Below are 25,908 nucleotides of genomic sequence, written 5' to 3'. Positions count from 1 at the left end.
GTGCTGTCTATTGGGCAAGCACCGCCTTAGCAGCAAGGTCGAGCTGTGTATCAGTTCCGCTTTTCAATTGTTCGATCGACAGCGGAACTAATTTGTCAGGCTGAACGCCAAGACCTTCGAAGGGCTGTCCATCGGGAAAATACTCGCGTTTCGTGGATACCCTGAATGACATCCCGAATTCCGGAAAGTTCACGAAGTAAGGCTGGCCAGTCGACCCGAAGGTAGGCTCGCCGACAATAAGTCCACGATTACCATCCTTGAAACGTAACACAAAGTCCTCGCATGCCGAAGCGCAACCACCATCGATGAGCACCGCCATCTTTCCTGCCCATGCGTCTGGCGAAGGCTGTGTCTGGTCAGGGCCGTAGCGCATCATAACGGTCGGCAATGGCTGGACAGCTCCATTGTTGGAATTAGACGCATCAACCATTGCTATGGTCATAGGTGTGGCGACGACGGTTCCACGATAAGGTTTCGTCATGATAGCAGAAAGCAGCTTGCTGGGCGTGTTGCCACCTCCATTCCCACGCAGATCAAGTAGAATAAAGTTCGCATCCTTGGCCGCGTGAATTGCCACGATTGCGGCCTGCTCGTATTTTGGGTTCTCGAAGCTTGGGATACGTATAACAACGACACCCTGTGAAAGGTGGGTCGTTTCGACTGCCGTCGGGAGGAAGACGCCCTGTTCGGGTCCGCTATAGGTTGCGGTCAAATCGACAGGCACTTTTCGACCGTCCTCTGTCTCGATCGTGAAGCGTGACGGAAACAAAAAAGGACGGAGCCAAGTTGTGCGATCAAGCGCTGCTAGGTTCGACTGACCAATATTCTCGCGGACAGGCTTGAGCCAATCATCAACCGGTTTATTGTCAGCCATGACAATCACATCAGCAGGATGCAGGCCGGGGAGCCTGGACGTTGCGACGACCCATCGCCCATCTATCCTGCGCACCGTGAAGGGCAGCGATCCACCCTGCTGCCATAACGTCTCGTCGTTGAACGACGTGTGGCCGTTCCGCAAACTTGCGAACAAGCGCATTGTCGCCAACGAAAAGCCTCTCCGATCAGGAGCACTCAACGCCTCTTTGAGATAGGAGCGATAGCGCACTTCGAAATCGTAGCCGGCTGGCAGCCCCTCTGCATGGGCAAAGTAGCGCCTGATCGTATGATAGGCCGTTGCAGCGATGTACGCGCGGTCTGCAACCTCCGGATCGCGGAACCCGGCGATATGCGTGGTGTTTGCCGCCCGGGCGATCGTTGGCGCCAGAGAGAAAACCGAAGAAATCGCTACTGCACCAAAAATCGACAAAAACGATCGAAGCTTCATCATGTCCTCGAATTACGATGCATAGGTTAGCCGTATATCACTTGGTAACGAGTTATAACACAAGGTCGAAGAATGACGCGAAGGGAACTATTGAGCGAGGCATGGTGGCAGCAGGCAACAACCATTCCGGATGACGACAGGGAGATCGCCAAGCACTACACGTTGGACCGATCCGACCTCGACCTCATCATGCGGCAGAACAAGGCCTCGAACCGGTTGGGTCTTGCCTGTGTCTTGGCCACGCTGCGTTATCCGGGCAGGCCGCTTTCTGACGGGGAGATCCTGCCGTTGGGCGTTCTCCGGTTCCTGGCAAGGCAGATCGGTGTCGATCATCGCGAGATCGACCGTTACTTCGAGCGGCCGCAGACGCGGCGCGAACACCTCGTTTTGCTTTTCGATCGAATGCAGATCAGACCGTTCGCTCCTTCGGATGTTCGGGCGCTGACCGGCTGGCTGACGCCAGCTGCCCAAACACTGCGCCAAGCCGACAAGTTGGCGGATATGGTCGTTGAGGAACTACGGCGCCGAAGACTTCTCCTGCCAACGCGGGCGGCGCTCGAAGCCATCATCCATGTCGCGATCCGGCGCGGTATCCGCATCGCTCATCGGGCTTTAGCTGGTGGGCTGTCAGATTATCAGAAGCTTGATCTCGACAAACTTCTCGATCCGCGTGAGGGGACGAGCGTGACCGTCCTTGCCTGGGCGAGAACGCCGGCGTTGTCGCCAGCCGCCGCCAACCTCGACAGGATCGCCGAGCGCATTCGCTTTCTGCGTTCGCTGAACCTGCCGGCGGCTTTGATGGAGCGGATTCCAGTGAAGGTCTTTGACGAATTCGCCGCCGAGGGCATGCGGATGAGCGCGCAGCATCTGCGCGACCTCAACTCCGAACGCCGGTACGCCGTCCTGGCTGCAACGGCGTTGCACCTTTCCCGTCACCTGACGGACTGCGCAATCGATATGTTCAAGAAGATCATGGGCATCCTGACCCGGCGGGCTGATAATCGGGCGGCCGCTCGCATGACACGGTCAGTTCGGGAAGTGCAGAAACCGCTTAAGGATGTTTCGAAAGTCTGCCACGCAATCATTGAGGCTAGACAGAAAGGCGAGGACATCGCAAGCGCGATTGAAAGAGCAACTCAGTGGCCGACCTTCACGCTCAGTGTCGAGGCGGTCGACACGCTGATCGTCCCGGATGTCATCGACGGCAAAATCGACATGCTCCAGCGCTATCCGACAATCCGGAAACTTGCGCCACAGTTTCTTTCCACCCTCGTCTTCCGCGGCCATGCCGTAGCGGCAAATCTGTTGCGGGCACTATCCGTGATCGCCGATCTCTATCGCACGGGCAAAAGGGCGATACCAGACAAGGCGCCGATCTCGTTTGCCCCGAAAGGTTGGATGCCGCTCCTCCTGCAAGACGGAAAAATTGATCGCAAGGCATATGAGCTCTGCCTATTTAGCGAATTGAAGCGCCGGCTCGATGCGGGCGATGTCTGGGTGGAGGGAGCAAAGCGCTTCCAGTCTTTTGAGAGCTTTCTCATCCCCACACCGACATTCGAGCTGATGCGTGAGGAAGGGCCGCTTCCGATCGCAGTCGATACCGATGTCGAGACATATCTCCACCAGCAGCGCCATGTCCTGAACGAGGGGCTGGCTGACCTCTCCCGTCTTGCTGCCGCCGGCGAACTCGACGATGTCGAATTGACGGGAGCGGGATTCAGCGTCACGCCGCACAAGGCCTTGTTTCCGGATATCGCGAAGTCGCTGAAGGCGAAGGTCGAAAGCCGCCTGCCTGCGATCCGCATCACCGATCTGTTGCTGGAGGTGGATGTACGCACGGGGTTTTCCAATGCCTTCACCCATCTGCGCAGCGGTCGAACGGCCGACAGCAAACTTGCGCTTCTCACCGCGATCCTGGCCGATGGTATCAATCTCGGCCTCACCAGGATGGCCGACGTTTCTCCCGGGATCACGATGCGCCAGCTTGCATGGGCGCATGACTGGCACATCCGAGAGGAAGGTTACACCGCCGCGCACGCCATTCTCGTCAATGCCCAAAGGCAACTGCCGCTCGCAACCCTATGGGGAGATGGAACCACCTCGTCCTCGGACGGCCAGTATTTTCCGGCGGGTGGTCACGCTGAGGCGATCGGCGACCTCAATGCTCGCTATGGTCCCAATCCCGGCGCCAAATTCTATCGGTTCACGTCCGATCAATACGGCGCATTCTACATCGTCGCCATGAATGCTAACGCCAGCGAGGCCATCTATGTCCTCGACGGGTTGCTCTATCATGGCAGCGATCTCGCCATCGAAACCCACTATGTCGATACCGGCGGGGTCAGCGATATGAGTTTCGCCCTTTGCCATCTCGTGGGCTTCCAACTCGTGCCCCGGCTGCGAGGCCTCAAGGATCGCAAGCTCTACCTCTTTCCCGGTGATACGCCTCCGGAGAACCTGGCATCTCTCGTCGGAGAACCCATCAACGTCGAGCGCATCAAGGCAAACTGGAATGACATTCTTCGCCTGGTCACGACGATCCGTTCCGGTCAGGTCCGACCGTCCACCCTACTGGCGAAGCTGTCTGCATTCCCACGTCAGAACGGATTGGCGTTGGCGCTGCGCGATCTCGGCCGCATCAATCGATCGATTTTTCTGCCGCAGTGGTGGCAAAACCCGGAGATGCGCAGAAACGCAACCGCCGGCCTCAACAAGAGCGAAGCCCAGAACACGCTTGCCCGCGCACTGTTTTTCAATCGCCTCGGAGAATTGCGCGACAGGACCTTCGAGAGCCAGTTCTATAGAGCATCCGGATTGAACCTGTTGATCAACGCCATCGTCTACTGGAACACGCTCTATCTCCAACCTGCCTTCGCCGAACTCAACCGGGAGAGCATCCCCACGCCGCCCGACGTCATCAAGCACATTACCCCACTCGGCTGGCAGCACATCAGTCTCACCGGTGACTACATCTGGACCCCGACGGACGGCGTTGATCTCAGGCCGTTGCGGCAGGAAACTTCCATCCTCGCAGCGTGATCACCCTATGTTCTCAAAAGTCGGACAGATCGGGCACTTTCGTGTCGTGACGCCAATCCAGCGCAATTGCGCATAGGGGATCTCGTCAACACGCCGAACAGGCAAGGCCGAAATCAGGCCCTTGCGCTGACTGGCTGCCTCTCCGGCCTCACTTGCCTCCTTCTTGGTCGGGAAATAGGCTTTCACCAGCTGGCGGCGCTGCGCGTCGGCTGCACTCATGAAAGCGTTTGAGCCGTCTTCTTGGGTGTATAGGCTCCAGTCGGCGGCACTGCCGCCGAACATGGCGTCGCCTCGGCCGGAAAACTCCATGACTGTAAAAATCTGCTCATTCATGTGGGGATCCTCTGTTTTCCGGGGCTGATCAAGCGGCGCTGTTGCCGCTGATCGATTTCAAGACGCACTTGGCCGCATAGCGTCCGGCCTCGTTCAAGTTGCGCTGCCACGCTCCTTGCGATGGGGACCAGCGGAACCCGTGAGATTTCAGGGTGCGTCGCGTCTGCTCGTCCGGCTTGCCGGGAAACAGCAACTGAATGCGGGCCATGTCGGTATTTTCCTTGACCGTGACGGCTCCTGCCTCCGTCTCGACGTCCTCGGCGCGGTCGCCGCGCTTCTTCATCGCAGCAAGCGAAGCGAGGCGGGTTTGCATGCGGCGCAGCTCGGCGCGGGTGTTGGTGGTGGAGAAGCCGCGTCGGTTCTGCCATGGGGCAAGGGTAACGCCACGCGATGCCCTCTTCTCGTCCATGCCGGTTTCTGCCACCACACGCGCCAGAATGTCGGCTTCGCTCGCCTGATCCTTCTCCATCCGACGAATGATGACATTCGCCCGTTTCATCCGGTCGATGGACAGTGCCAGATCTTCGATCCGCGATGCGATGCGCTGCATGGCGGCCGGATCACTGGCTCGGATCGGCTCGTCATCGGTCCCGTGGGGAAACGCCTTGCGCTTCACTGCTTTTTTCGCAGTCGCGATATGGGCTGAGATGTCAGCACGGCGGGCGTCTGATACTCGCATCCGCTTTTCATTGCGGGCGACGGGAAAGCGGGCAGGTCCGGTGATAAACCAGTTCATGCAACGGCCTTCCGCTGCCCAATACTTGGCGGTGATCTCGACATGACGGCGGGCAAAGGCCTCTAATTCAGCGTCCGGCAGGGGCAGTTTTGCTTGCTCCCACAGCTCCCCCATGTAGGCTGCAAAGCCGTTCAGGCGCTCTGCCAGCCCTTCCAGTTCGGAAAGGGTGCGCCGCTCCGGAAAATGAGTAAGGGCATGGAAGCTATGTTCGATGTCCTTCGCCGCGATGGTCGCGGCAAAGGTTCCGGCGAGAATGGACAGGGTGCGGTCCTCGACAACAGCGATGATCATCGGACTACCCCCGCCATGACGGTTGGGTGAGTGCGGGTGATACGGGTCTGGAACCCGATCAAGGCGCCGCCCAGAATGACCCCATTGGGGGAATGCTCGTCTGCCTTGGCAAAGACCGGATCAAGAACCGGCTTGCAGACGGTCAGGCGGGCCGCTGCTTCCTCAATGCTGATCTGCGGCGGTAGGACATGCGCGCCGTCCAGGCTGGCAAGAACAATCTTTCCAGCCAATGGCTGCGGGTAGCCGTCAAAGACGGTGAAGGCGGTCAAACCGTCCCGCAAACCCTCCTCATCGACGATAAGAACGTGGTTCGTGTCGAATGGCACCACCTCGACAAGCTGGCATCCAATCAGCCCGTAGGTCTGAGAGAATGCGCTAGGTGCTGCGACCTCTGCGGCTTGAATGGTCCCGGCTTCCGGGTCCAGCAGGTAAACGGTTGCGGTTGTGGTCATAGTTCTCACCCTTTCTCCAATTCCGCGAAGCGGTCTTCTCGTGCCCCTCGTGGGCAGGAGCCCCGCTCCTGTTCCCGAGTTCGCGCGGAGCAGCGGGGGAGAGGGTGGCAAGGGGATAAAAACGGAGGGGGTTCGCCCGCCCGAGGCAAAGCCGAAGGGGCGGCGCGTTAGCGGCGATCCTGCACGAAAGAGCGGCCTTAAGGCTGCGCGAAGGAAGGACGGGGAGACCGTTTTTTCCCCTTGTGAGGGAGAGGGGGCAGCGCTCCTCTTTCCCTCATCAAAGAAACAGACAGGACGCCTCCGGCGTCACTGCTTTATCCTGGCCTAGGCCGGCAAACCGCTGATGCTGATTACTGTGAAGAGCAGTAGGGGAGGGGAAAGGCCGCCCCGATAGGAGGCAGGGCGGCCTCCGTAGGCACGCGACAAGAAAGGGCTAGAGACTTGCCACGACCTGACTTGATCAACAGCCAATATGGGTCGATCGGGCGAGGCTGTAAATGTTCCGAACGGATTTTGCCTGCGATGAATCTGATTTGAGGCGAAGCCGCAGCGCAACCGATCGTCACCCGAATGGGCGGAGACAGTGTCTGCTGGCTCCGTGCCGAAGGCATAGAGCGGGGTCGCAAAGCGATGCGCCAAAGCAGCGATCCAGGGTAGACTTTCGAGGCACCATCTTTAATTTTCCCGGAGGAACAACGATGAAATTCCAGTGTGGTAGGCGGCAATGGCAGGTTTCGGACTCGAGCAGTGGGTAAGCTATCTCGGACTTGAACGCGTTGACGACCCAGACAAAGATCATCCGGTTTATCGCAAACGGCTCGACGGAAAGATCATCGACCTCAAGGAACTGGATCTGCTTGTCGCGCGAAGGCTCCGTCACCTGCGAACCGACCGACAAATTGCGCAAGCCAAAGTCGCGACCCTCCTGGGCGTAAAGGAGGCAACCTACGCCCGCTATGAAAACGCCTCATCCTTGATGACCGTCGGACGCCTGCTCCACGTGTTCGAGGTCCTCGATATTACTCCGGAAGAGTTCTTCGATCCTTTCATCAAAGAACGGCCCCCTCAATCCGAAGGCAACTCACAGGAAACAGAGAGAAACAAGCTGATGGAAGAAACGGTCGGCCACCTGCAGAAGCTCGACGAAACGGCCTTGAAGATGGTGCATGACCTTGTGCTTGCCATGGAGCCCCGGACGATCGAGAAGCAGAAAGGGAATGGCGCGGCGAAAGCCGCGCCATAACTTGCACTCAATGGGTTGGCTCTGGTTTCCGCCGCGCGCCGGCCGCCATTGGCGAATAGCCGGCGCTCATGCGGCGTCCTTCAGCTGCTTCAGGTCGCATATGACCCGGAGGGCGGTATCATATTTAAAACCGCTCAACAGGACGACTTGCTTTTCTCACGCCATCTCCTTGAGCGGATCGCGAAGATGCAGGTTTCGGCGGACCGAAGATGGAAAGAGCTTCAGCGTCATTGGGTGGACGACAAAGCGACCTGGGAGGGCTTTGAACATCTTCTCGATACACCAAGTATTTAGTGAAGCGAGCGCGTCGGCTCCGGCAGCAGCTTTACCATCTGCTTCACGACCGTTCGCAATTTTCTCCAGTCTCGTAGATCGCCTTCGTTTACGCGCTCCTGGATAGCCGTTAGGACCCATCCCACGCAGGCAATATCGTCTGCAGCGCGATACTCGTCCGACCGATGGAAGCATGCGACGATGCGAGGCCGTGCGCCTTCCTCGGTCTTTGGAATCTGCGAAACCAGATCCTGCGCTTCTCGATAGGCATTTGCCACACGTTTGAGGTCGTCTGGCCCGGCTTGGGTGATCATGCCGACGGTCCACATCAGGGTATTTGACAGGTGTTCCACTTCGTCAGTCATGGTGCGATCTGATCCTCTCCATTGTGACAACGCTTGGGAACGCTACCAACACGCTAACACTCGTGTTAGCTGCACTTCAGCAGATTAGAAGGGCGTAATGTTGTATCTTGATTTCCAGCGTCCCGTTTTGTCCCTTTTCCTCTGTGCCATGAAGCCGGGATTTGCCGAGCGGGACGCTCTGCGCTATATTCCTGATGTAGGAGATCGCACATGCTCTTAAAGAAGTTTGACGAGAACAAGGAAGCCCTCAAGCAGATCGGCCGTGAAGCGATCGCCGAGAGCCGCCGTTTGGGCCTGCCGATCTCCGCTCGTGACCTCCAGAATGAGGCCGAGGATCTGGCGGCATTTGAGCAGAAGAAGCGTATTTCTGCCGCCTGAGGGTCTAAATCTTTGTCCCGACCTACCTGCGTCATTCTCGGCGGTCCCAACGGATCGGGCAAGTCGTCGGCATATGCCAAGCTGCAGCTCGACGGCGCTTGGATCAACGCCGATGAGATCGCCAAAGGACTGACGGGATCCGACGATGGGAGGGCGGCAGCCATCGCAGCGGGGCGGGCGGCTCTCATGAAGATCGCGGAGATGATCGAAACCCGGCAGTCGTTCGTCTTCGAAACCACCTTGAGCAGCCAGCAGTCAATCAACCTGATGAGCGAGGCCAAGGCGGCTGGGTACTATGTCGGCCTCTACTACGTTGCCCTGGATTCCGTCGAGCTCAACATTGAGCGTGTTCAGCGTCGAGTAGAGAAGGGTGGTCACGGCATCCCAGAAGATATCATCCGTCGACGTTACGAAGGATCGCTGCAGAAGCTGTCTAAAGCTCTCAGATGCGCGGATGAGGCCCTGCTATTAGACAACAGCGGTATCGAGCCCCGGGAGATCTTCCGCGTTCGTGCTGGCGAGATCGTCGGGTCTGACGTTGATCGTCGCAATCCGCTGCACAGGCTTTTCGAAGGCCGGGTTGCGGAAGCCTATGACCTCGTAAGGGTAGGGGAGGCGTACCGTTCTCGAACCTCGATCGAGTAGGGATCAAGTGCCGTAAACAGCTAACAATTCGCGCCGTCGCATCCCGATCGTTGATCTAATTTATAATTATTATCAATAATTTATCAAAAATTGCATAGTCATAATTATGGAACATTCGAGTTGCCTGCGTCGCAGGTTGCCAAGATGGTGACGCGAAAATCAATTTGGGTGCCTGAACGACCGTGGCAATCATCGACCAAGTCCTGCACGATCACATCTCATCACTGCGCGACGAGGTCGTCGGAAGGCAGATCGGAACGCATGGCAGCTACGGAATCGTGGCAAACTTTTGGTCGGCCTGGGCATCGTCCGCAGACAAAAGCCTGACGACGGGCAAGTGCGTGAGTGGCAGCCTACCAAGTTTATCTTCGATATCGTCCACTTGGTCAGAAATGGTGGATATCTCTATCGTCAGTGCAGCTCCATTGGCGAACTACACCGGGTTTGCCGAATACTCATACATGAGATGGTATCGACCGGAGGCCTCAACCTTTCTAAGCTCTCGATAGAGATTGGTCGCCGCCTCAACTGCAAGCCGAACTGTTTCGATTGCTAGAGCAATCTGATTGCCGGCAATAAGTTGAACAAATTTCATACCCAGGAGTTCACCGTCCCAGCCGTATTCTTGCAAGGCACGGCGTCGTGAAATGGCGTCCCCTGCCCTGATGATGGATGCCGCCGTAATGCTAGGCGATACACCACGTTCCACTTTGTGAACAACCAGTTGCGCAATTTCCTTGCACGTGGTTTCGTCGAGCCGCGCTTCGCGGATTAGCGCTGCTTGGAGCAAGTCTCTGACTTTGGGAGCGGTTTGGATATCGAGACCAGCCTCAATGAACGTAACCGCCTTCTGAAGCTGCCTCGTTTCAAACCGACGATGAGCCGTATTGCCCGAAACCCTAAAGCGCAGTGTCTTCATCTGTTTTACCGTTGCCTAAAAAACGCCAAATGGCAGAGGACACCTCACTCAGGCCCTCAAAGGTCGGGCGGGCGACAAAGTAGCCTTGGATCAGGTCAACGCCGAGCTCGGTGAGCGTTGTGAACTCCTCGGCAGTTTCAACACCCTCACATACGACCGTGATGCCGAGATCTTTGAGCATTTCAAGCGTCCGGCGGACTACTACCTGCTTGACCGGGTCCAAATCGATGCCGCGGATCAAATCCATGTCGAGCTTGACAATATCAGGCTGAAAACGCGTCAGAAGGTTAAGCCCGGAATGGCCGGCACCGAAATCGTCGATCGCCGTCTTGAAACCGATTTCGCGATAGCTTCGGAGAATATTGATCAGGTGTGCTGTGTCGAGTTTCTCGACTTCCTTAAACTCGAAGATGATCCGGTCGAGCGGAAAGTTTGTGCGCTTGGCCGTCTCCAGCGTCTGGCGGATGCAGGCCCGCGGTTCATAGATGGCTTTTGGCATGAAGTTGATTGATAAATGCGGAATGTCTTTGCGGGGAAACAGGCTGGCCGCAAGTTCGATTGCATGCACCCGGCACTGTTGATCGAAGGCATAGCGGTTGTCCGGATCCACGAACGACAGCACACTTGCCGCGCCGCTTCCATCCATGCCGCGCACAAGGGCCTCATGTGCAAATACTAGTCCGCGACCGACATCAATGATCGGCTGGAAAGCCATTGAAATTGAAGTCCTGAAAGATGCTCCGTTCTTGCAAGCCTGACAGTTCATCTAACGGCCCCCCCCGAGGCCAAATTCAATCGGTTTCAGCAAGCACAAAAGGTTTCGCGAGCTGCTTCGGGTCGGTCATTGGATCTATCTCCGCGTCCATCACCGACGCCTTAGCATGATGGCCCTTCAGTCGATCGTTCAAACCCCTGACCTACAAGTGGTTGAGCCTTCCTCCGGAGCTCAGAGGTTTGTCGATCAAGGTCAGAAAGCAAGCGCTCCTCAACGGCTCATGCGGCAGAAAAAACTCTGTCTTTACCTGGGTTCGTCTCAGCAAGCGGCATAGACTTTTCGCGTATCTTGCTTCGCCTGTTCAGTGTGAAACGGCCTGCGAGTTGCGTTAGATGCGCAGATCCCTCCGATAGTGCATGGCTGATTGCTGTCGTCTCCTCCACCATTGCCGCGTTTTGCTGGGTCATGCGATCGATTTCACTGACCGCACTGCTAATCTGCCTCAACCCTTCGGCCTGTTCTACTGACGCTGTCGATATTGCCTCGACATTGAGATTGATAACGGACACAAAGTCTTCAATGCGCGTTAAGGAGGAACCGGTCTGAGAGACCAGCCTAACACCTGCTTCCACTTGAGTTCCTGAAGTGGCAATCAGGGTCTTGATTTCCTTTGCCGCCGTGGCGGAGCGTTGTGCAAGCTCGCGAACCTCCTGTGCGACAACAGCGAAACCTTTTCCAGCCTCTCCTGCGCGGGCTGCCTCAACCCCAGCATTGAGGGCCAGCAGATTGGTCTGGAAGGCAATCTCGTCGATCACACCAATGATCTTGCCAATCTCATCGGATGAGTTCTCGATCATCCTCATGGCTTCTATCGCGTCTTTGACAACCTTGCTCGATTCTTCACTGCAGGCCTTAGCGTCTCTGACCAGCGTACGTGTCTCCACTGTTCGCTCGGAGGCCTGCTTGACCGTCGCAGTCACCTGAGACAGTGCGGCCGATGTCTCCTCAAGCGCTGCGGCCTGTTGTTCGGTCCGCTTTGCGAGGTTGTCTGAGGCCTCGCGCATCTCTTCGCCATGGGCATGAATGGTCCGCGTCGCCTCAAGGACGTCGACAAGCGTCGCTTGAAATGCGGCAAGCGCGTTGTTGAAGTCATGGCGCAGCGGCTCGAAGTCGGCACTAAAAGGCTCATCAATGGTGTAGCGAATGTTGCATTCGGCAAGACGCGAGAGGCCAGCACCCAATGTCGCCACGACATTAGCCAGAGCCGCCGCCTGTGCATTCGTCAGCTGCTCGCGCTCAATACCCTCTGCCTCCGCTACAATTCGTGCTTCTTCAGCCTCAAGGCGCAAGCGCTTACGTTCCAATGCTGCCTGACGGAAGACCTCCACCGAATTGGCCATGGTCCCTATCTCATCACTGCGTGTTACGAAGGGCACTTCCTGCGTGAGATCTCCGGCCGCCAAATGCGACATATACTTGGTAATCCTGTCGAGCGGTCCGATGGCGCGCAATCGAAAGAACATAATGCCCAAGACAAAGAGAATAACGGATAGCGCGCTACCAACGGCGGCGGCTTTACCGAGACTGCCAGAGGAGGCGCGAGCATATGCCTCTTGGGCTACAAGATGACCGCCGGCCATTTCGACCAGTTCACGAACGGCAAGATCATGGACCCAGAAGCTCTCAAGAAGGCTTTCGGTTGCGGCTTGTTTCGCCTCCAAATCAGCGGCAGAAGCAGCTGGCATGAACTCCGCGCGAAATTTCTCCCAGAACCTGTCTCCCTTGACCAAGACATCATTTAAAAGCTTGTCCTGCAATGGCTGCGGAAGGTTTGACTGTTGCCAGTATTTGCGTCGCGTCTCATATTCTTCAGCAAGCTTTTCTATTTTGGCAAGGTTAACGGCTGCCCTGTCCGGGTGGAGCACCGTCTCGCTTGATAACATATATGCCTCGACCACATACAGGGGCGGCGGCAGGATGTCGGCGATCAGATCCTTGCCGTCGACAATTGTCGCATAGATCGGTCCATTCACCTTCAGCTTCTCCAAGGTATAGGTTTGAAGGCCGATTGAGGCAGCAAGTCCTGTTACGATAACCACGGCAAAGACCGTCAAAAGCCTAGCGATTGTTATGCGCACCGCATGTTCCCCTGGAGAAATAAGCAAGACCGTCTGGTAACGTCTGCAGTTAGGTTCACAATTACTACTTAATTATATGTGAACCTATTGAAATAATCGCCCAAACGCCGAACCTTTCACGCCAGTGTGATTGGACTACCTAACACTGCAAGATTGCGACGCTTCAAAAGGAGTAATCCACAACCAAATGAATTGTTATCCTGCTTGTTCGTCGGACGAACCAAGCCCACCTGTCGCTCAAGCTCACCAGCCGTGGTTTCCTTCAATCCTGGCTACAAAGGCATTAGGGCGGTTCCCTGAATGATTGAATCTGGGGGTCTTTGCAAATCAGCCGTGTTCTGATTCTCAAACTATCTGCCGATGGAGGTCGGCAGATATGTCAAAAGCTCTCTCTGTGGATCTGCGAGTTCGCGTGCTTGCTGCTGTTTCCGCTGGTGCGACCCACCGAGAAGCTGCTGAACGGTTCGGCGTGAGTGCCGCAAGCGTCAGCCGCTGGCGAACTCTTCAACTTCGCCAGGGCGACATGCGACCTGGTCCTCTTGGCGGAGATCGAAATTCCCGCAAGACAGAGGCCCATGGCGTGGCGATCATGGCATGGCTCGCTGAGCACCGCGATGGAACCTTGTTCGAGCTGCGGGACGCGCTTTCTGCGCAGGGCATCACGATCAACAAGTCGGCCTTGCATCGGTTCCTTGTCCGGCACGGGCAGACTCGTAAAATCGTATGGCCCGCCCCGTTGGCAATAGGGTTGTTGATGACTTTGCTTGGTCGTGCACAAACGTATCCGGCATAGTGGCACATTAGGCAAGATGACAGGCCTGCCGATCACCGTAGAGCTGGTGTTACCAGCACGCGCAAGTGCCGATAATGAGATGGCCCAAGCTGCCCAGGCTCTCCAGACAGCGGGGCTGATGCCGCATACCCTTGTGGTCACGCAAGCACATGATCTAAAATCGTGGCAACCCGGTGCAACCCGTCCTGAGGGTCCAAGCTTCGAAGAGATGGCGAAGGCGGCACGCCACTTTTTCCCCGGGCTCGAAATCGGTGGCGGCATGCTGTCCTTCTTCACCGAACTGAACCGCAAACGCCCTCCCCGAAACCTGTTCGATTTCGTGACGCATTCATTCTGCCCGATCGTTCATGATGCAGGTGACGCCGCGGTCATGGAGACCTTGGAAGCCTTGCCCGATATCTTTGCGACCGCTCGCAGTTTCATCGGCGACACGCCATACGATCTGGGGCCAACCACCATTGCCGCGCGCATGACCCCTATGGGGCAGACCTTGTCCCAAATCCTGGCAATCGACGGCTATGCCTGAGTGCGACAGACCCTCGCCAGTTTGCAAGCTATGCTGTGGACTGGAACCGGGGCCTGATCGAAGCTGCAGCGCGCGCCGGCATACGTCGATTGACGCTTGGTGGCCTTTGCGGCCCCCGGGGCCTGCTTGACGAGCAGATGAGACCGACGCCGCTCTATCACTTCTTGAAAGACTTGCTTGCCGAACCTTGAGCTTCAATAGGTGGCTGCGTGACCCGTTCTTGTATGAAACGCTTTTCTTATCACGGCCCTGTAGAGCAACGATCTGGATGAGATTCTCATATCGCGGTCGTCGGTGACGGTATCATCGTGATTGTCGCTGGCAAGGGCTTCGTCGGCTTCTGATTGTCGCGCAGCGTCAATCTCCGCGGCACTTTTCATTGTCGCGAACGATGGTGGCCTGCCGCGCTGGCGTTTGGCTTCCATTGCCGAGCGACGCCGGTAGCTTTCAACATTCATCTCAAAGATGGTTGCATGGTGAACGAGACGATCGACGGCAGCGAGTGTCATTGCGGGGTCTTGGAAAACCCTGTTCCATTCACCGAAGGGCTGGTTGGCGGTGATCATGATCGATCAGGGCTCGCAGTTTACCTCGGTGGACTTCACGGCAGTGCCGAAGAAAGCTGAGATCGCCATCTCGATGGATGGCAAGGGCGCATGGCGCGACAACGTCTTCGTCGAGCGGCTCTGGCGGTCGATCAAATATGATGAGGTCTACCTGCACGCCTACAAGACCGTGTCTGAGGCCTGCGCTGGCATTGGTCGATATCTGATCTTCAGCAACAGCCGACGACCACATTCATCCCTTGACCGGCAGACGCCGAATCAGGCCTACTTCAACGCGCTGGCACCAATGATGGTGGCGGGATAATCGAGGCGGAAATCCACTTAGCGAAACGCCCCAAACTGTTCAGACAAAACGAGCCACCTCTTTCGTCGGACGAACCAAGCCACCTGTCGCTCAAGCTCACCGGCCGTGGCACCGTCAATCGCGGCTACAGAAGCATCAGTGCCTCTTTGCGGGTGATCGATAGAGGAAACTCTTATTACAATCGGCAGCGTTCAAACACTTCGGTAATGCTATTGAGCAGCCAGCCCGACAGCAGATGCACAAGACCGGGGCCGGTTCCGGCTGGGGTCAAGGTATGGATCGCTGGCGGGCATTAGCACCCACATGCGGCTGCTCCGGAAACGGATTGTCAATCATCTCTTGCTACTCCAATAAATCAACGGGAGGATTGATCTGGGCGGTGATTTAACGAGGACATCTGCATGGTGTGCGATCAGGCGAGAGATTCAGTACCACCCCGCGAACCGACGGTTGAGCGTCCCCGAAGGACCCGAGTACTCAAGGGCGGGCTCGCTGCCTTCCATGAAGGGCACAGTGCAGTGCCTTGCATCGTCCGGGACCTGAGCGACACCGGTGCCAAAATCGAGCTCGACGTCGGTTGGATCGTACCTTCGCACTTTACTCTTTTTGTTGAACTCGATGGCTTTAAGGTTGAGTGCGAAAAGGTTTGGCACCGTGGCAATCTCTACGGCGTGCGCTTCACGGGTTCACGAGTAGGGACCAACCCTGCTCGCCGGCAGCGCATTGATCTTTGCGACACAACGGAGGAGGTGGAAACCGGCATCGCACCTGCCCCGAAGCAGACGATCGATAAAGATCCGCGGCGACCCGTCTTTGGCAAGCTGAAGTGAAGCGACATCAGAGACGTGAGTTTACACCTGGGCCGTGGACTCATTATGGCGGAGAGTGAGACGAATACACGCCAGCTTGATCATGGTGAGAAAGTTCATCCTACAGCAGGTCGCGTCGATTCGGATTCATGCGCCCTGCTGTAGACTTCTGTTTGCATCCAACGGTTCGCGATCAACATATTGCCGAGATCGCAAAGCGGGGCCGGCTGGCTTGGCAGAAGTCGACGAGGTACAATCAGCGCAGCCGGAGCGAAACCCAGATAGGCCGATGGAAGACCGTCGTCTGCCCCAAACTGCAAGCGCGTCATCTCGACAATTAGAAGACTGAGGCCCACTTCGGAGTTCGTGCTCTCAACCGAATGACCCAACTCGCTCGTCCGGTCTTCGAGCGCATCGCGTGAAATGCGAACTGCGTAGGGCCGATGTCGTCAAGCCGCTGATCATGCAACACGCTACCCAGATATCCCTCAGAACACACGCATGTACGAGCTTGTTTAAACCTTCACGAGTGCGGAGGGGCGGACATTTCTTGAGGCTTCACCTGGAGTCGGCAAGCGTCTCAAGGGTCGGCGGAGCGAACCGGGCGGCCAGCCAGTTAGGCAGGGCCTTTGCTGACATCGGGATGCCAAATAGATAGCCCTGTGCAAAGCGGCAGCCGAGCATGCGGAGCACCTCGGCGTCTTCAGGCGTTTCGACGCCCTCAACTACGATGTCGATTGACAGGGCGTGACCCATCCCGACCAGTGCTGAGACCATCGCCTGGTTCTGTCGGCTAGTCGCGATACCGTTCACGAAGCTGCGATCAATTTTCAGGCGGTCGACTTTGAGGCCGACTAGATGGGCGAGCGACGAATGGCCCATGCCGAAATCGTCGACGGCGAGGCGAAAGCCAGCCTTTTCCAGTAGTCCAAGCTCGCTGCCAGCGGCGGCGGTGTCGAGAGTAGCTTCCTCAGTGATCTCGATCTCCATCTGCGATGGCGAGATGCCGGCGGCACGGGCCACTTCGCCGAGCGTATTCGACAGCGAGTACATCGAGAATTCGCGCGGCGAGACGTTGATGGCGATGCTGCTACCGGCGAGGCCGAGGGCGGGCAGACGCAGGATAAGTGCGGCGGCTTCGGAGGCGACATGGCGGGTTAACTGTTCCGAGATATGCAGCGCATGGGCCGCCTGGACAATTTCCGGCGGGTTTATTGGGCCGAGTGCCGGATGGTCCCAGCGCACCAGCGCCTCGAAACCGGTGATCGTTTCGCCCGACAGCTCTACCTGCGGCTGGAAAAAGACCTCGACTTCACCGGCCGCGAGGGCCTGCTCAAGGCCGAGTTCGATCTGCTTCTGGCGATCCAGGCGCTGCTTCATATCCGGGCTAAAGACGCGGAGGCGGCGGCGACCGTGTTCCTTGGCGGCATAAAGGGCGATATCGGCACAGGCGAAGATCGCTTCGGCCGTGGTGGCATGTTCGGGTACATGGGCGAGACCTACGCTCGAACCGACGGTGACCTGGCGATCGCCTATCATCACCGGGCGGGACGTGAGGTCTAGGATTTCCCCGCCAAGGGCCAAGGCTCTTGCGGCTGCGTCCTCACCTTCGATCACCACAGCAAATTCGTCGCCGCCGAGGCGGGCGACGAGATGCTCAGGCGCCGCAATTGCAAATAGTCGGCGGGCAAACTCGGTCAGGACGATATCGCCGGCGGTGTGTCCCATGGTATCGTTGATCAACTTGAACCGGTCGAGATCGATGATAAGCAAGGCCGCCGGCACAGCGCCTTCAGTTTGCCCTAGCATTTGCTGAAGGCGCAGGTTGAAAGCCGCGCGATTGCCAAGGCCGGTCAGCGGATCTCTGCTCGCGAGTATCTCCAGCTCGAGATTGGAACGCGACAGAGACGCGGCTAGATTTATGGCTTTCAACCTATCTGCCTGGCTGCTGATGAAATTCAGCTCACTCATGCGGCTGCTGCGGAACATCATCACCATCAGCAGTAAGACGTCCGCAGCGATTACCAAGTTGACAGTGCTTGGCTCGAGCAGCAGGGAGGCGACGGTGGCCAGCATGGCCGGGGCACCGAATGCGATGGCGATGCGTGAATAGGCCGTGGTCTGTATGATCGCACCCGCCGAAATTCCAGCGATGATGAAGATCACATAGCCCTCAGCGCCGTCGGAGCTGAGCCCGAGACCAAGAAAAGGAGCGAATGCCCAGAGACAACCGCTGGCAAAGGCACCTATCGTGAGATGGTTGAGAACCGCATGGGGATCGCTGCGAACGATATCTCTTCGTCTGAGACGGGCGGCTAAAATGTGCCGCAACGTATTCAGCGTCAAAATGCCAGCGAGCCAGATGGCTTGGTAGATCGCGGGCTCTTTCAGCCACAGGACGGCGGCCGTAGTGAGAGCGATGAAACTGTTGGCCAGGAACGATAGCGTTAGGACGGCCAGCACAGAATCGGCCTGCGCAGCGCGGATCTGTTGCTCGAATTTCATGTTGATGATACCTTTCTGGCCATTGTGGCCCGCTTCTGTACATCGCTCGGACCAAAACGGATCCTCATCTGACATCGCCATACAACAGCTCCCGCAAAACTCTTCACTCAAATCCGCTCTCAATCATTGGGCGAGTTGACTCGGGCGTTGATGGTTGCAGAAGCGCCAGGGCACTCTTTAGCTCCTCAAGTTGAGAGAATATCTCCACGAAATGGCTTCTGACATATTCGAGGCAGTCGACAACTTCTCTGAAAGCTTCGAGGGTCGGTTCCAGTGGAATGTCGGTCACGCCCGCTGGACGTCCTTTAAGATAAATGACTTTACACATATACTGGTCCATTTGTTCTCTGTGTTGGTCACAATTCAAACAAGGGCTGTACGGACAGCAGAAACATTGCAACCGGTGTTGTGGCTCGCCTGCTGGCGGTCGCTCAGAACTCTTCCCAAGTGTCCCTAGTAGCCGCCGTACTCGCGCCGATGCCGATCGCACCAGCGACCGTCTGCACCATGCGCCGTGCCGGGGATGGGACCGGGCGATGCTGTAACGCCGAGGCCGGGGCCGGACGGGTTGTCGCGGGACCCTGATGACCGGAGTGACCAGTCTGGCCGAGCTGGAACTGCGAGACCAGCTGGCGCAGGCGCTCGGCTTCCGAAGCAAGCGAGGCCGATGCTGCCGTCGCTTCTTCGACCATAGCCGCATTCTGTTGCGTCGTCTGGTCCATTTGGTTCACCGCCGTATTCACCTCCGAGAGGCCGACCGACTGTTCGCGTGACGAGGTGGCAATCGCATCGAGCTGACCGTTGATCGCGATGACGTGGTCACCAATCGCCTTCAGCGCCTCGCCGGTCGCCGTCACCAGTTTGACGCCGCTTTCGACTTCCTGGGCCGACTTGCTGATCAGTTCCTTGATCTCCTTGGCTGCCAGGGCGGAGCGCTGGGCAAGTTCGCGGACTTCCTGAGCGACAACCGCAAACCCCTTGCCGGCTTCCCCTGCGCGTGCCGCTTCAACGCCTGCATTCAGCGCAAGGAGGTTGGTCTGGAACGCGATCTCGTCGATGACGCCGATGATGTTGGAAATCTGGCTCGACGAGCTTTCGATCCGCTGCATCGCATTGACCGCATTGGCGACGACTTCGCCGGACTTCTTGGCCGAAGCGGTGGCCTGAGCCGCCATGTTGCGGGCTTCTTCGGTGCGCTTGGACGAGTTCTGCACATTAGTCGTGATTTGGTCGAGGGCGGCAGCAGTTTCCTCTAGCGAGGCTGCCTGCTGCTCGGTGCGCTTCGACAGGTCGGAAGCACTCTGGCTCAATTCGCGCGAGCCGCCATCGATGGCACCCGTCGCCTGAGCAACCGATGCCAGCGTGCCGCAGAGCTTGGCGACTGCAGTGTTGAAGTCAGCGCGCAGGCTTTCAAAGTCGGCGGCAAACGGTGTCGACAGCTGGTAGCCAAGATCACCATTAGACAGTCGCTGCAGGCCTTCTGCAAGGCTGGAGGTTGCCTGCGCCATCTCGGTAGCGCGCTTGCGTTCCGCCTCTGCGGCGCGCAGGCGTTCAGCCTCGGTTTGATTGCGGGCGGCTTCCGCCTCGCCAGCCAGTTCCCGCGCCTTGAGGCCGGCATCCTTGAAGACCTGGACAGAGCGTGCCATCAGGCCCAACTCGTCACGCCGCTCGGTTCCCTCAACTGTCACCTCAAGATCGCCACCGGCCAGCATGCTCATCGTATCCGACAGCCCGCGGATCGGACGGACCAGCCAGCTGCGGATCGCCAGGAAGCCACCGACCAGCACGACGGCTATTCCAGCGAGAACGTCGATCACCGTGTCGAAGGCAGTTGCATGGGCCATTTCAGTTAATTCCGTGCTGCTGTCGTCAGCCAGTTGCGTCACCTTTTTGGTGACGTTAACGAATAAGGGCGCCAGTTTGACGAATTCCGGCTGACAATCCTGCAAAAAGAGCGCCTGGCTTGCGAGAAGCGCTGCATCTTCGGTCACGGCACGACCCGCCATCAAGGCATTGGCACAGGCACCGTCCACGACCTTCAAGACCTCCGCTTTCAAGGCTGGAATATCATGTGACGCCGGCAGTGCCTTGGCGGCCGAGTCGATAAAATCGACGAAATCCCTAATGCTCGACTCCAGCCCCCTGTTGGCGGCGTCGATACTCTCTGCGGTGCGCGCCATCAGGATATCGCCAATACTGGCCCGGATGGTCTGCATCGCGCGGTTGGCGCGGGCGAGAGACAGAGCCGCCTTGCCCTCGTTGTCAAGCAATCCGTTGTACGCCGTGTCCACCGAGAGGATCCGGCTACTTGCAAAGATGGCAACACCGAACGCAAACAGGCAGAACAATACTATGACGACAAGGAACTTGCCGACGATCGGGATATGTTTCATGACACGCTCCAACGATGTTAAGCTTGGATATTACGATTCATGCTGCCCCAGACGACAAAAAGAATTTTCTTGAATAATTGATATAATGTTAAAGCAACATTCGTTTTTTCGATATATGTAATATAATTCGAATTTTTATTTTATTGTTGCTCGAATTATTAATTTCCTCACATGTATTTCCAGAGTAATTCACTGTAGCGGAAAGACTAACCGTGCGGCTGCGCTCGCATCACTACCTCATTGCATAAATTGGTGACTCAGTGTCTATGGCAAATGAGTAAGGCTTCAGCCCACCAGCGCTTCTGGTGTTATTCAAAGGGTCAAACTGCCACCGCAGCGAAGGCCTGCCTCATACTCGGCCCAGTTCGTCACTAAGAACTTCATCTTGCTGAGGTGATAACGGCGGGCGGCGTTAAGTTTGTGGGCATCCGGGATCAACAAACCTATTCTCGATCCAAGCCGCTTAAATCCAACACGTTGGAATCTTATCCATGCATTAACGCCACCTCGCATAGCTGCCATTCCGCGACGCCCTAAACTGCTTTCAGCGGACGCCCACCGCTTTCGGCGGGCCTTGAAGTTTGTCCGGAGCGTTCTCCAATCCTGAACTGCTTGATGAGTTCAAACAGTTTTTCAGCCTCTCTCGCCAGGCTGTGAGCAGCGGCGCTCGTCTGTTCAACCATGGCCGCGTTTTGCTGGGTGCCCTGGTCCATTATGTTGACCGCCACGTTGATCTCTCTGAGACCGGTCGCTTGTTCGCGAAAGGCATCCACGATGGCAACAACATTGGAATCAACCTGAACAACCTGAGTTGCAATGTCCTCCAGAGCCTTACCGGTATCGCCCACTAGGCCCACACCGTGTTTAACGTGCTCGTTCGAGGCGTTGATCAGATGATTGATTTCCTTCGCAGCCTTGGCAGAACGCTGCGCAAGTTCGCGGACCTCTTGGGCGACAACTGCAAAGCCCTTGCCGGCTTCACCAGCACGTGCCGCCTCGACGCCCGCATTGAGCGCCAGGAGATTTGTCTGGAAAGCGATTTCATCAATTACGCTGATGATGCTCGCAATCTCTCCGGCCGACTTCTCGATTTTGCCCATCGCGTCTACGGCCTGACTTACGACATCGCCCGACTGCTCGGCGCTTTCCTTAGTGCGCCGAACAAGCTTGCCGGCATCCTGCGCCCGGTTACTGGAGTCGGTGACGGTGGTGGTGATTTCCTCAAGAGCGGCAGCTGTTTCTTCAACCGAGGCCGCCTGCTGTTCCGTTCGCTTCGATAGGTCATTCGAAGCAGACTGGATTTCCTGCGATGCCGCTGCAATCGAGCGCGCATTCTCGTTGATGGTCAGCATAGTCCTCTCAAGCTTGGCGACGGCCTGGTTGAAGTCGACGCGGAGGCTTTCCAGCGACGGCAGGAAGGGGTCCTTAATGGTGTGCGTCAGGTCTCCGGCAGCAATTGCCTCCAACCCCTGACCGAGCCGATGTACATTGTTGACGCGCTCGGTAACATCGGTCGCTAACTTGACGACCTTGAACACCTTGCCATTCGAATCGAAGATGGGGTTGTAGGAAGCTTGAATGTAAACGGGAGCACCACTCTTAGTGATGCGCGTGAATTCACCGTCAACAAGCTGGCCACCAGCAAGTCTGGACCAGAAGGCACCATAATCGGCACTGCCCACAAACGCCTTGTCGCAGAACATCGAGTGATGCTTGCCCTTGATCTCGGCCAGTTCATAACCAAGCGCTTTGAGGAAATTCTGGTTGGCACCCAGAATTTCTCCGCTAGGCGTAAATTCGATAACGGCCTGAGCGCAAGAAATGGCTGCAATCTTCCCCACGTCTTCCAGTGCCTGAAGTTTGCTGGCCGTTATGTCCGTCGCAAGTTTGACAACCTTGTAAGGCTTCCCCTTCTTGAGTACTGGATTGTAGGACGCCTCGATCCAGATTTCGCGACCGTCTTTGGTGATCCGCTTGAATTGGCGCCGTTCAAATTTACCGCTCGCGAGCCCCGCCCAAAATTCCTTGTACTGCGTTGTGCTGGATTCTGCGGGATCAACGAATATGCGGTGGTGCTTGTCGACAATCTCGGGCAACTGATAGCCCAGCGCTCGACAGAAATTATCGTTTGCTGTGATGATCGTTCCGTCGAGCTTGAACTCGATAATCGCCTGCGACTTGTCTAACGCACTCAGGATGGCTTTCGCATCGAATGCAGCAAAATCTAGCATGACCCTTCCTCTCTTCGCAGCCCATTGGCGTGGTTTTTGCATAAAACGGATGCCGAGAAGATAGGGAGGAACAAAGTAAATGATTTGCTTATGTTTTAAATCTTTAGTTGCATTCTTCGCGATCAATATAATATTTTCGCTTATTTTATATTTTTTCCAGCTGGACTCCCGTGCTGCATCAGATCTGAAATCCCTCGTGTGTAGTTTTGGATGCGGTGAAAGCAACGGACGGAGAGCGCAGTGATGGACGCACTCCAACAGGAGGCTGTGAGAAACAGCTTTTGCTTGAATATCGAAAGCATAAAACGGCTTGAGGAACTGAATTCCCTAGGCTTTTTGCCCACGGAGTTTAAGCCGATTGGTGGAAGCGCGTTCGACGTCAAAATCGTGGGCACGAAGCGAGGCGCGTTGTCCATTTGGCGAACAACATCACAGAGCGGCTTTGAAACCGAGCCGAAAACCTTCGAGGATGTTTTCACGCTCCGCTTTCCAATAGCTGGCTCAGCGACGCGGAAACATTTTGATCGGGAGTACGTGCTGTTCCCAGGGCATGCACTCTTACTCCCGTTTGAAGGAATGCAGGGCATGCGCACGCTGCCAGGTGTAGATATGATTAGCTGCACAATTGGCAGCGAGACGCTTTTCGCCTCCAGACAATCTCTTTGGGGGACCGATGCGAAAGAGGGAGACTTTTTCGACCCGCTCGTCAAGGTCTCTCACCCGAGCATGCAGGCGCTACGGCAGGCGGTTGTTTGCCTGCATTCACGAATGGCATCGCTAACGGTAGCTGATGATATATACTATCCCGTGATCGAAGAAATGATCGTTTTCCAATTATTGTCTAGCTGGCCAAGTCGGTCGGGGGATGAGTTCAAAATTGCCGGGGCGCCCAGCCGAGCCCTCAGAATAGTTATCGAATATATTGAAGAAAACCTGGCTCGCCCGTTGACCGTTTCAGAACTTGCCGCCGTGGCAGGCGTTAGTGTTCGTAGTCTGCAATTGGCTTTTCGAAGGAGCCTTAATCGAACACCGATCCAATACATTATAGATCTACGACTTGAGCGCGTCCACCAACAGCTCATGAAGGAAAACTCGAAAGTCTATGTTTCGCAAGTCGCACACCAGTGGGGCTTCTATAGCATCGCTGACTTTACGAGGCGTTACAGGATTAAGTACGGAGAAACCCCTTCGAAAACGCGCTCCCGGCAGATCGTTCGATAACATGTTGGTTTCCGCGCAGAACTGAACCGGTGGGGATGCGGATAAAAAGTTGGACTGATTGATAAGTTCAGGCCAAGGCTCTAACGATACTCGACCGGGCTGAGCGATCCCAGCGATATCTTGATCCGCTTCTCATGTACCAGCGGATGTAGGCGTCCACCTCTGCCAAGAACTGCTCGATCGTGATCGTCTTCCAGTCTCATGGATAGAAGAGTTCCGTTTTCAACCGGCCAAAGAAGCCTTCGCATGCGGCGTTGTCTTGCGAGCATCCCTTTCGGGACATGGAACGTAGTAAGCGGTGTTCTCAGACCACGGCCTTTGCGATGGGCTTCTCGGCATAGGCCCAGGGCATGTCATCGATCCGGCTATTTGGATGGCCGTTGGCTCTTGCTCGAACAGAACGATGTGTATGGACCGCTCCCGGTTTGCAAGGAGTAATTTGAACGTCACGGCAGAGACGGTGCTTGCGGTCGTGTATCCGGCCTGTTTATGCGAGCCGCTCGGCCGCTGGCCTTGATGGTATTCGCGGATCGGCGGCCAGACAAATGGACGAGCTCATATGGCTCGCATCGTTTCATGGGCCTTTGCCGAACCCGGATCATACCGGTTTGCCATCACATTCGCTTACCCTCGCAAGCCAGCACTGATCATAGGAACAGTGCTGAAGCTGTTATGCTGCAGACGGTGCCGCCGCAATTGGTTTGCGGTACTTTTCTTCACGCGTCAGCATTGCCCACAAGGCGCGTGCCGTTTTGTGCGCGACGGCGACAGCGGTGACGTTGGTCGGTCGGCGTGCCGCCAGTGCAACCAGCCACGGACGAGGCGTCACGTTATTGCGGAACAGCGTTCCGACAATCGCTCTTGCGCCATGGATTAGAAGCGCCCGCAGATATCGGTCGCCTCCTTTACTGATCCTTCCGATCCGCTCTTTTTTCCCGCTTGCATGCATCCTTGGGGTCAATCCAAGCCAGGCCGCAAAATGCCGCGCCGACTGGAACTGACGACCATCTCCCACAGCGGCAACGATAGCGCTCGCCGTGATTGGGCCAACACCTGGCGCAGTCGCCAGTCGAAGGCTGTCTTCGTTGCTCTTATGCCACTCGACAATCTGTCGTTCGACAGCAGCAATTTGTTCTTCAAGTACATCGATATGATCAAACAGGGTATTGATAGCTTGGCAGGCGATCGCTGGTAGGTGGTCTGGCGTCATTGCGTTCATGCGCTGCCGCAACTCTGACATGCGGTAGCGGCCTTTTGATGTGATCAGCCCAAACTCACCAACCAATCCCCGCACAGCGTTGATCGATGCTGTTCGCTGCCGAACCAGCAATGAACGAGACCGATGCAAAACGAGCACTGCCTGCTGATCTCGGGTCTTGATTGGAACAAAGCGCATGCTTGGCCGACCCGCCGCCTCACATATCGCCTCTGCGTCTGCCGCGTCGGTCTTATTCCGTTTGACATAGGGTTTGACGTATTGCGGCGGAATGAGCCGAACATCATGTCCAAGAATAACCAGCTCACGAGCCCAGTGATGGGCGCTGGAGCATGCTTCCATCGCGATCAGGCAAGGAGGCAGCTTGGCGAAATATGCAAGCAACTCACTTCGTCCAAGGCGACGGCGCAGAACGGTTTGACCGGCCTCATCAACGCCGTGCGCTTGAAAGATTGTTTTTGCAAGGTCGAGACCAACGGTAACAACAGGCATG

Annotated in this window: 19 protein-coding genes and 6 pseudogenes; 9 read left to right on the top strand and 16 right to left on the bottom strand. The window is 56.6% G+C overall.

Going from position 1 to position 25,908, the window contains the following annotated elements:
• Nucleotides 1-7: 7 nt before the first annotated feature.
• Nucleotides 8-1,327: a S41 family peptidase gene (locus tag QO005_RS20010; protein ID WP_307159787.1), complete on the bottom strand. Its 1,320-nt coding sequence runs from the start codon at nucleotides 1,325-1,327 to the stop codon at nucleotides 8-10.
• A 69-nt stretch (nucleotides 1,328-1,396) separates the two neighbouring features.
• Between QO005_RS20010 and QO005_RS20005 the strand changes: the two genes are divergently transcribed.
• Nucleotides 1,397-4,363 carry a Tn3 family transposase gene (locus QO005_RS20005; protein WP_370878120.1) on the top strand — a complete coding sequence of 989 codons (2,967 nt, stop codon included), beginning with the start codon at nucleotides 1,397-1,399 and terminating at the stop codon, nucleotides 4,361-4,363.
• Here the strand turns inward: QO005_RS20005 and QO005_RS20000 are convergent, their stop codons facing one another.
• The 3 genes from QO005_RS20000 to QO005_RS19990 are packed head-to-tail and all read right to left on the bottom strand — an operon-like array spanning nucleotide 4,364 to nucleotide 6,175.
• The gene (locus tag QO005_RS20000; RefSeq protein WP_307159785.1) at nucleotides 4,364-4,696 is read right to left on the bottom strand and encodes a hypothetical protein; all 333 of its coding nucleotides are present in this window, start codon (nucleotides 4,694-4,696) and stop codon (nucleotides 4,364-4,366) included.
• Between the two features lie 28 nt (nucleotides 4,697-4,724).
• Nucleotides 4,725-5,723: a DUF8626 domain-containing protein gene (locus QO005_RS19995; protein ID WP_307159784.1), complete on the bottom strand. Its 999-nt coding sequence runs from the start codon at nucleotides 5,721-5,723 to the stop codon at nucleotides 4,725-4,727.
• Nucleotides 5,720-6,175, bottom strand: coding sequence for a DUF3846 domain-containing protein (locus QO005_RS19990; RefSeq protein ID WP_307159783.1), 456 nt, complete (start codon nucleotides 6,173-6,175; stop codon nucleotides 5,720-5,722). Before QO005_RS19990 ends, QO005_RS19995 begins: the two co-directional genes overlap by 4 nt.
• Before the next feature lie 724 nt (nucleotides 6,176-6,899).
• Here QO005_RS19990 and QO005_RS19985 point away from each other — a divergent pair.
• Nucleotides 6,900-7,418, top strand: coding sequence for a helix-turn-helix domain-containing protein (locus tag QO005_RS19985; protein ID WP_307159782.1), 519 nt, complete (start codon nucleotides 6,900-6,902; stop codon nucleotides 7,416-7,418).
• 290 nt (nucleotides 7,419-7,708) lie between these two features.
• On the opposite strand, the gene QO005_RS19980 is transcribed toward QO005_RS19985, so the two are convergent.
• Complete coding sequence (locus QO005_RS19980) at nucleotides 7,709-8,056, bottom strand: hypothetical protein (RefSeq protein ID WP_307159781.1); 348 nt, start codon at nucleotides 8,054-8,056, stop codon at nucleotides 7,709-7,711.
• Between the two features lie 210 nt (nucleotides 8,057-8,266).
• Here QO005_RS19980 and QO005_RS19975 point away from each other — a divergent pair, with 210 nt between their 5' ends.
• Together QO005_RS19975 and QO005_RS19970 are read left to right on the top strand one after the other, a co-directional pair.
• On the top strand, nucleotides 8,267-8,434 hold the full coding sequence (locus QO005_RS19975) for a hypothetical protein (RefSeq protein WP_307159780.1): 168 nt from the start codon (nucleotides 8,267-8,269) through the stop codon (nucleotides 8,432-8,434).
• Between the two features lie 12 nt (nucleotides 8,435-8,446).
• Nucleotides 8,447-9,079 (top strand): ATPase, encoded by a 633-nt coding sequence (locus tag QO005_RS19970; RefSeq protein WP_307159779.1) that lies wholly within the window; start codon nucleotides 8,447-8,449, stop codon nucleotides 9,077-9,079.
• 433 nt (nucleotides 9,080-9,512) lie between these two features.
• Here the strand turns inward: QO005_RS19970 and QO005_RS19965 are convergent, their stop codons facing one another.
• The 3 genes from QO005_RS19965 to QO005_RS19955 all read right to left on the bottom strand — a co-directional run bounded on the left by QO005_RS19965 (nucleotide 9,513) and on the right by QO005_RS19955 (nucleotide 12,851).
• Entirely contained in the window at nucleotides 9,513-9,998 is a 486-nt protein-coding gene (locus tag QO005_RS19965) for a hypothetical protein (RefSeq protein ID WP_307159778.1), read from the bottom strand.
• Entirely contained in the window at nucleotides 9,979-10,713 is a 735-nt protein-coding gene (locus QO005_RS19960; RefSeq protein WP_307159777.1) for an EAL domain-containing protein, read from the bottom strand. Before QO005_RS19960 ends, QO005_RS19965 begins: the two co-directional genes overlap by 20 nt.
• A 278-nt stretch (nucleotides 10,714-10,991) precedes the next feature.
• Nucleotides 10,992-12,851: a methyl-accepting chemotaxis protein gene (locus QO005_RS19955; protein ID WP_307159776.1), complete on the bottom strand. Its 1,860-nt coding sequence runs from the start codon at nucleotides 12,849-12,851 to the stop codon at nucleotides 10,992-10,994.
• 376 nt (nucleotides 12,852-13,227) lie between these two features.
• Here QO005_RS19955 and QO005_RS19950 point away from each other — a divergent pair.
• Nucleotides 13,228-13,569, top strand: a pseudogene (locus tag QO005_RS19950) (helix-turn-helix domain-containing protein); the annotation flags it as partial.
• Between the two features lie 91 nt (nucleotides 13,570-13,660).
• Nucleotides 13,661-14,361 (top strand): annotated as a pseudogene (locus tag QO005_RS19945) (D-apionate lactonase family protein).
• 108 nt (nucleotides 14,362-14,469) lie between these two features.
• On the opposite strand, the pseudogene QO005_RS19940 reads toward QO005_RS19945, so the two are convergent.
• A pseudogene (locus QO005_RS19940) lies at nucleotides 14,470-14,742 on the bottom strand (ATP-binding protein); the annotation flags it as partial.
• On the opposite strand from QO005_RS19940, the pseudogene QO005_RS19935 reads away from it, so the two are divergent.
• Nucleotides 14,741-15,040 (top strand): annotated as a pseudogene (locus QO005_RS19935) (transposase); the annotation flags it as partial. The pseudogenes QO005_RS19940 and QO005_RS19935 sit on opposite strands and share 2 nt — an antisense overlap.
• A gap of 401 nt (nucleotides 15,041-15,441) precedes the next feature.
• Nucleotides 15,442-15,870, top strand: coding sequence for a PilZ domain-containing protein (locus QO005_RS19930; RefSeq protein WP_307159774.1), 429 nt, complete (start codon nucleotides 15,442-15,444; stop codon nucleotides 15,868-15,870).
• A 537-nt stretch (nucleotides 15,871-16,407) separates the two neighbouring features.
• Here QO005_RS19930 and QO005_RS19925 read toward each other — a convergent pair.
• The 5 genes and pseudogenes from QO005_RS19925 to QO005_RS19905 all read right to left on the bottom strand — a co-directional run bounded on the left by QO005_RS19925 (nucleotide 16,408) and on the right by QO005_RS19905 (nucleotide 22,978).
• Nucleotides 16,408-18,435, bottom strand: a complete 2,028-nt coding sequence (locus QO005_RS19925; RefSeq protein ID WP_307159773.1) for a putative bifunctional diguanylate cyclase/phosphodiesterase — start codon at nucleotides 18,433-18,435, stop codon at nucleotides 16,408-16,410.
• A 22-nt stretch (nucleotides 18,436-18,457) separates the two neighbouring features.
• Nucleotides 18,458-18,694, bottom strand: a complete 237-nt coding sequence (locus tag QO005_RS19920; RefSeq protein WP_307159772.1) for a hypothetical protein — start codon at nucleotides 18,692-18,694, stop codon at nucleotides 18,458-18,460.
• 91 nt (nucleotides 18,695-18,785) lie between these two features.
• Entirely contained in the window at nucleotides 18,786-20,747 is a 1,962-nt protein-coding gene (locus tag QO005_RS19915; protein ID WP_307159771.1) for a methyl-accepting chemotaxis protein, read from the bottom strand.
• A 315-nt stretch (nucleotides 20,748-21,062) separates the two neighbouring features.
• A pseudogene (locus tag QO005_RS19910) lies at nucleotides 21,063-21,182 on the bottom strand (IS5/IS1182 family transposase); the annotation flags it as partial.
• 98 nt (nucleotides 21,183-21,280) lie between these two features.
• Complete coding sequence (locus QO005_RS19905) at nucleotides 21,281-22,978, bottom strand: methyl-accepting chemotaxis protein (protein WP_307159854.1); 1,698 nt, start codon at nucleotides 22,976-22,978, stop codon at nucleotides 21,281-21,283.
• Between the two features lie 243 nt (nucleotides 22,979-23,221).
• Here QO005_RS19905 and QO005_RS19900 point away from each other — a divergent pair, with 243 nt between their 5' ends.
• Complete coding sequence (locus QO005_RS19900) at nucleotides 23,222-24,199, top strand: helix-turn-helix domain-containing protein (protein ID WP_307159853.1); 978 nt, start codon at nucleotides 23,222-23,224, stop codon at nucleotides 24,197-24,199.
• A gap of 80 nt (nucleotides 24,200-24,279) precedes the next feature.
• Here QO005_RS19900 and QO005_RS19895 read toward each other — a convergent pair.
• Nucleotides 24,280-24,503: pseudogene (locus QO005_RS19895) on the bottom strand (IS3 family transposase); the annotation flags it as partial.
• Between the two features lie 366 nt (nucleotides 24,504-24,869).
• Entirely contained in the window at nucleotides 24,870-25,907 is a 1,038-nt protein-coding gene (locus tag QO005_RS19890) for an IS110 family RNA-guided transposase (protein WP_165223220.1), read from the bottom strand.
• Nucleotide 25,908 lies beyond the last annotated feature (1 nt).

This window comes from Allorhizobium paknamense, assembly GCF_030815125.1.
Lineage (GTDB): Bacteria > Pseudomonadota > Alphaproteobacteria > Rhizobiales > Rhizobiaceae > Allorhizobium > Allorhizobium paknamense.
This window is presented reverse-complemented; position numbering and strand designations above follow the sequence as displayed.

Excerpts from the sequence above, each read along its gene's own strand:
- QO005_RS19900 (WP_307159853.1), top strand. The coding sequence starts at position 23,222 with ATGGACGCACTCCAACAGGAGGCTGTGAGAAACAGCTTTTGCTTGAAT.
- QO005_RS19930 (WP_307159774.1), top strand. The coding sequence starts at position 15,442 with ATGGTGTGCGATCAGGCGAGAGATTCAGTACCACCCCGCGAACCGACG.
- QO005_RS19960 (WP_307159777.1), bottom strand. The coding sequence starts at position 10,713 with ATGGCTTTCCAGCCGATCATTGATGTCGGTCGCGGACTAGTATTTGCA.
- QO005_RS20000 (WP_307159785.1), bottom strand. The coding sequence starts at position 4,696 with ATGAATGAGCAGATTTTTACAGTCATGGAGTTTTCCGGCCGAGGCGAC.
- QO005_RS19890 (WP_165223220.1), bottom strand. The coding sequence starts at position 25,907 with ATGCCTGTTGTTACCGTTGGTCTCGACCTTGCAAAAACAATCTTTCAA.
- QO005_RS19995 (WP_307159784.1), bottom strand. The coding sequence starts at position 5,723 with ATGATCATCGCTGTTGTCGAGGACCGCACCCTGTCCATTCTCGCCGGA.
- QO005_RS19925 (WP_307159773.1), bottom strand. The coding sequence starts at position 18,435 with ATGGCGATGTCAGATGAGGATCCGTTTTGGTCCGAGCGATGTACAGAA.
- QO005_RS19985 (WP_307159782.1), top strand. The coding sequence starts at position 6,900 with ATGGCAGGTTTCGGACTCGAGCAGTGGGTAAGCTATCTCGGACTTGAA.
- QO005_RS20005 (WP_370878120.1), top strand. The coding sequence starts at position 1,397 with ATGACGCGAAGGGAACTATTGAGCGAGGCATGGTGGCAGCAGGCAACA.
- QO005_RS19905 (WP_307159854.1), bottom strand. The coding sequence starts at position 22,978 with ATGCTAGATTTTGCTGCATTCGATGCGAAAGCCATCCTGAGTGCGTTA.
- QO005_RS19965 (WP_307159778.1), bottom strand. The coding sequence starts at position 9,998 with ATGAAGACACTGCGCTTTAGGGTTTCGGGCAATACGGCTCATCGTCGG.
- QO005_RS19915 (WP_307159771.1), bottom strand. The coding sequence starts at position 20,747 with ATGAAACATATCCCGATCGTCGGCAAGTTCCTTGTCGTCATAGTATTG.
- QO005_RS19975 (WP_307159780.1), top strand. The coding sequence starts at position 8,267 with ATGCTCTTAAAGAAGTTTGACGAGAACAAGGAAGCCCTCAAGCAGATC.
- QO005_RS20010 (WP_307159787.1), bottom strand. The coding sequence starts at position 1,327 with ATGATGAAGCTTCGATCGTTTTTGTCGATTTTTGGTGCAGTAGCGATT.
- QO005_RS19920 (WP_307159772.1), bottom strand. The coding sequence starts at position 18,694 with ATGGACCAGTATATGTGTAAAGTCATTTATCTTAAAGGACGTCCAGCG.
- QO005_RS19980 (WP_307159781.1), bottom strand. The coding sequence starts at position 8,056 with ATGACTGACGAAGTGGAACACCTGTCAAATACCCTGATGTGGACCGTC.
- QO005_RS19990 (WP_307159783.1), bottom strand. The coding sequence starts at position 6,175 with ATGACCACAACCGCAACCGTTTACCTGCTGGACCCGGAAGCCGGGACC.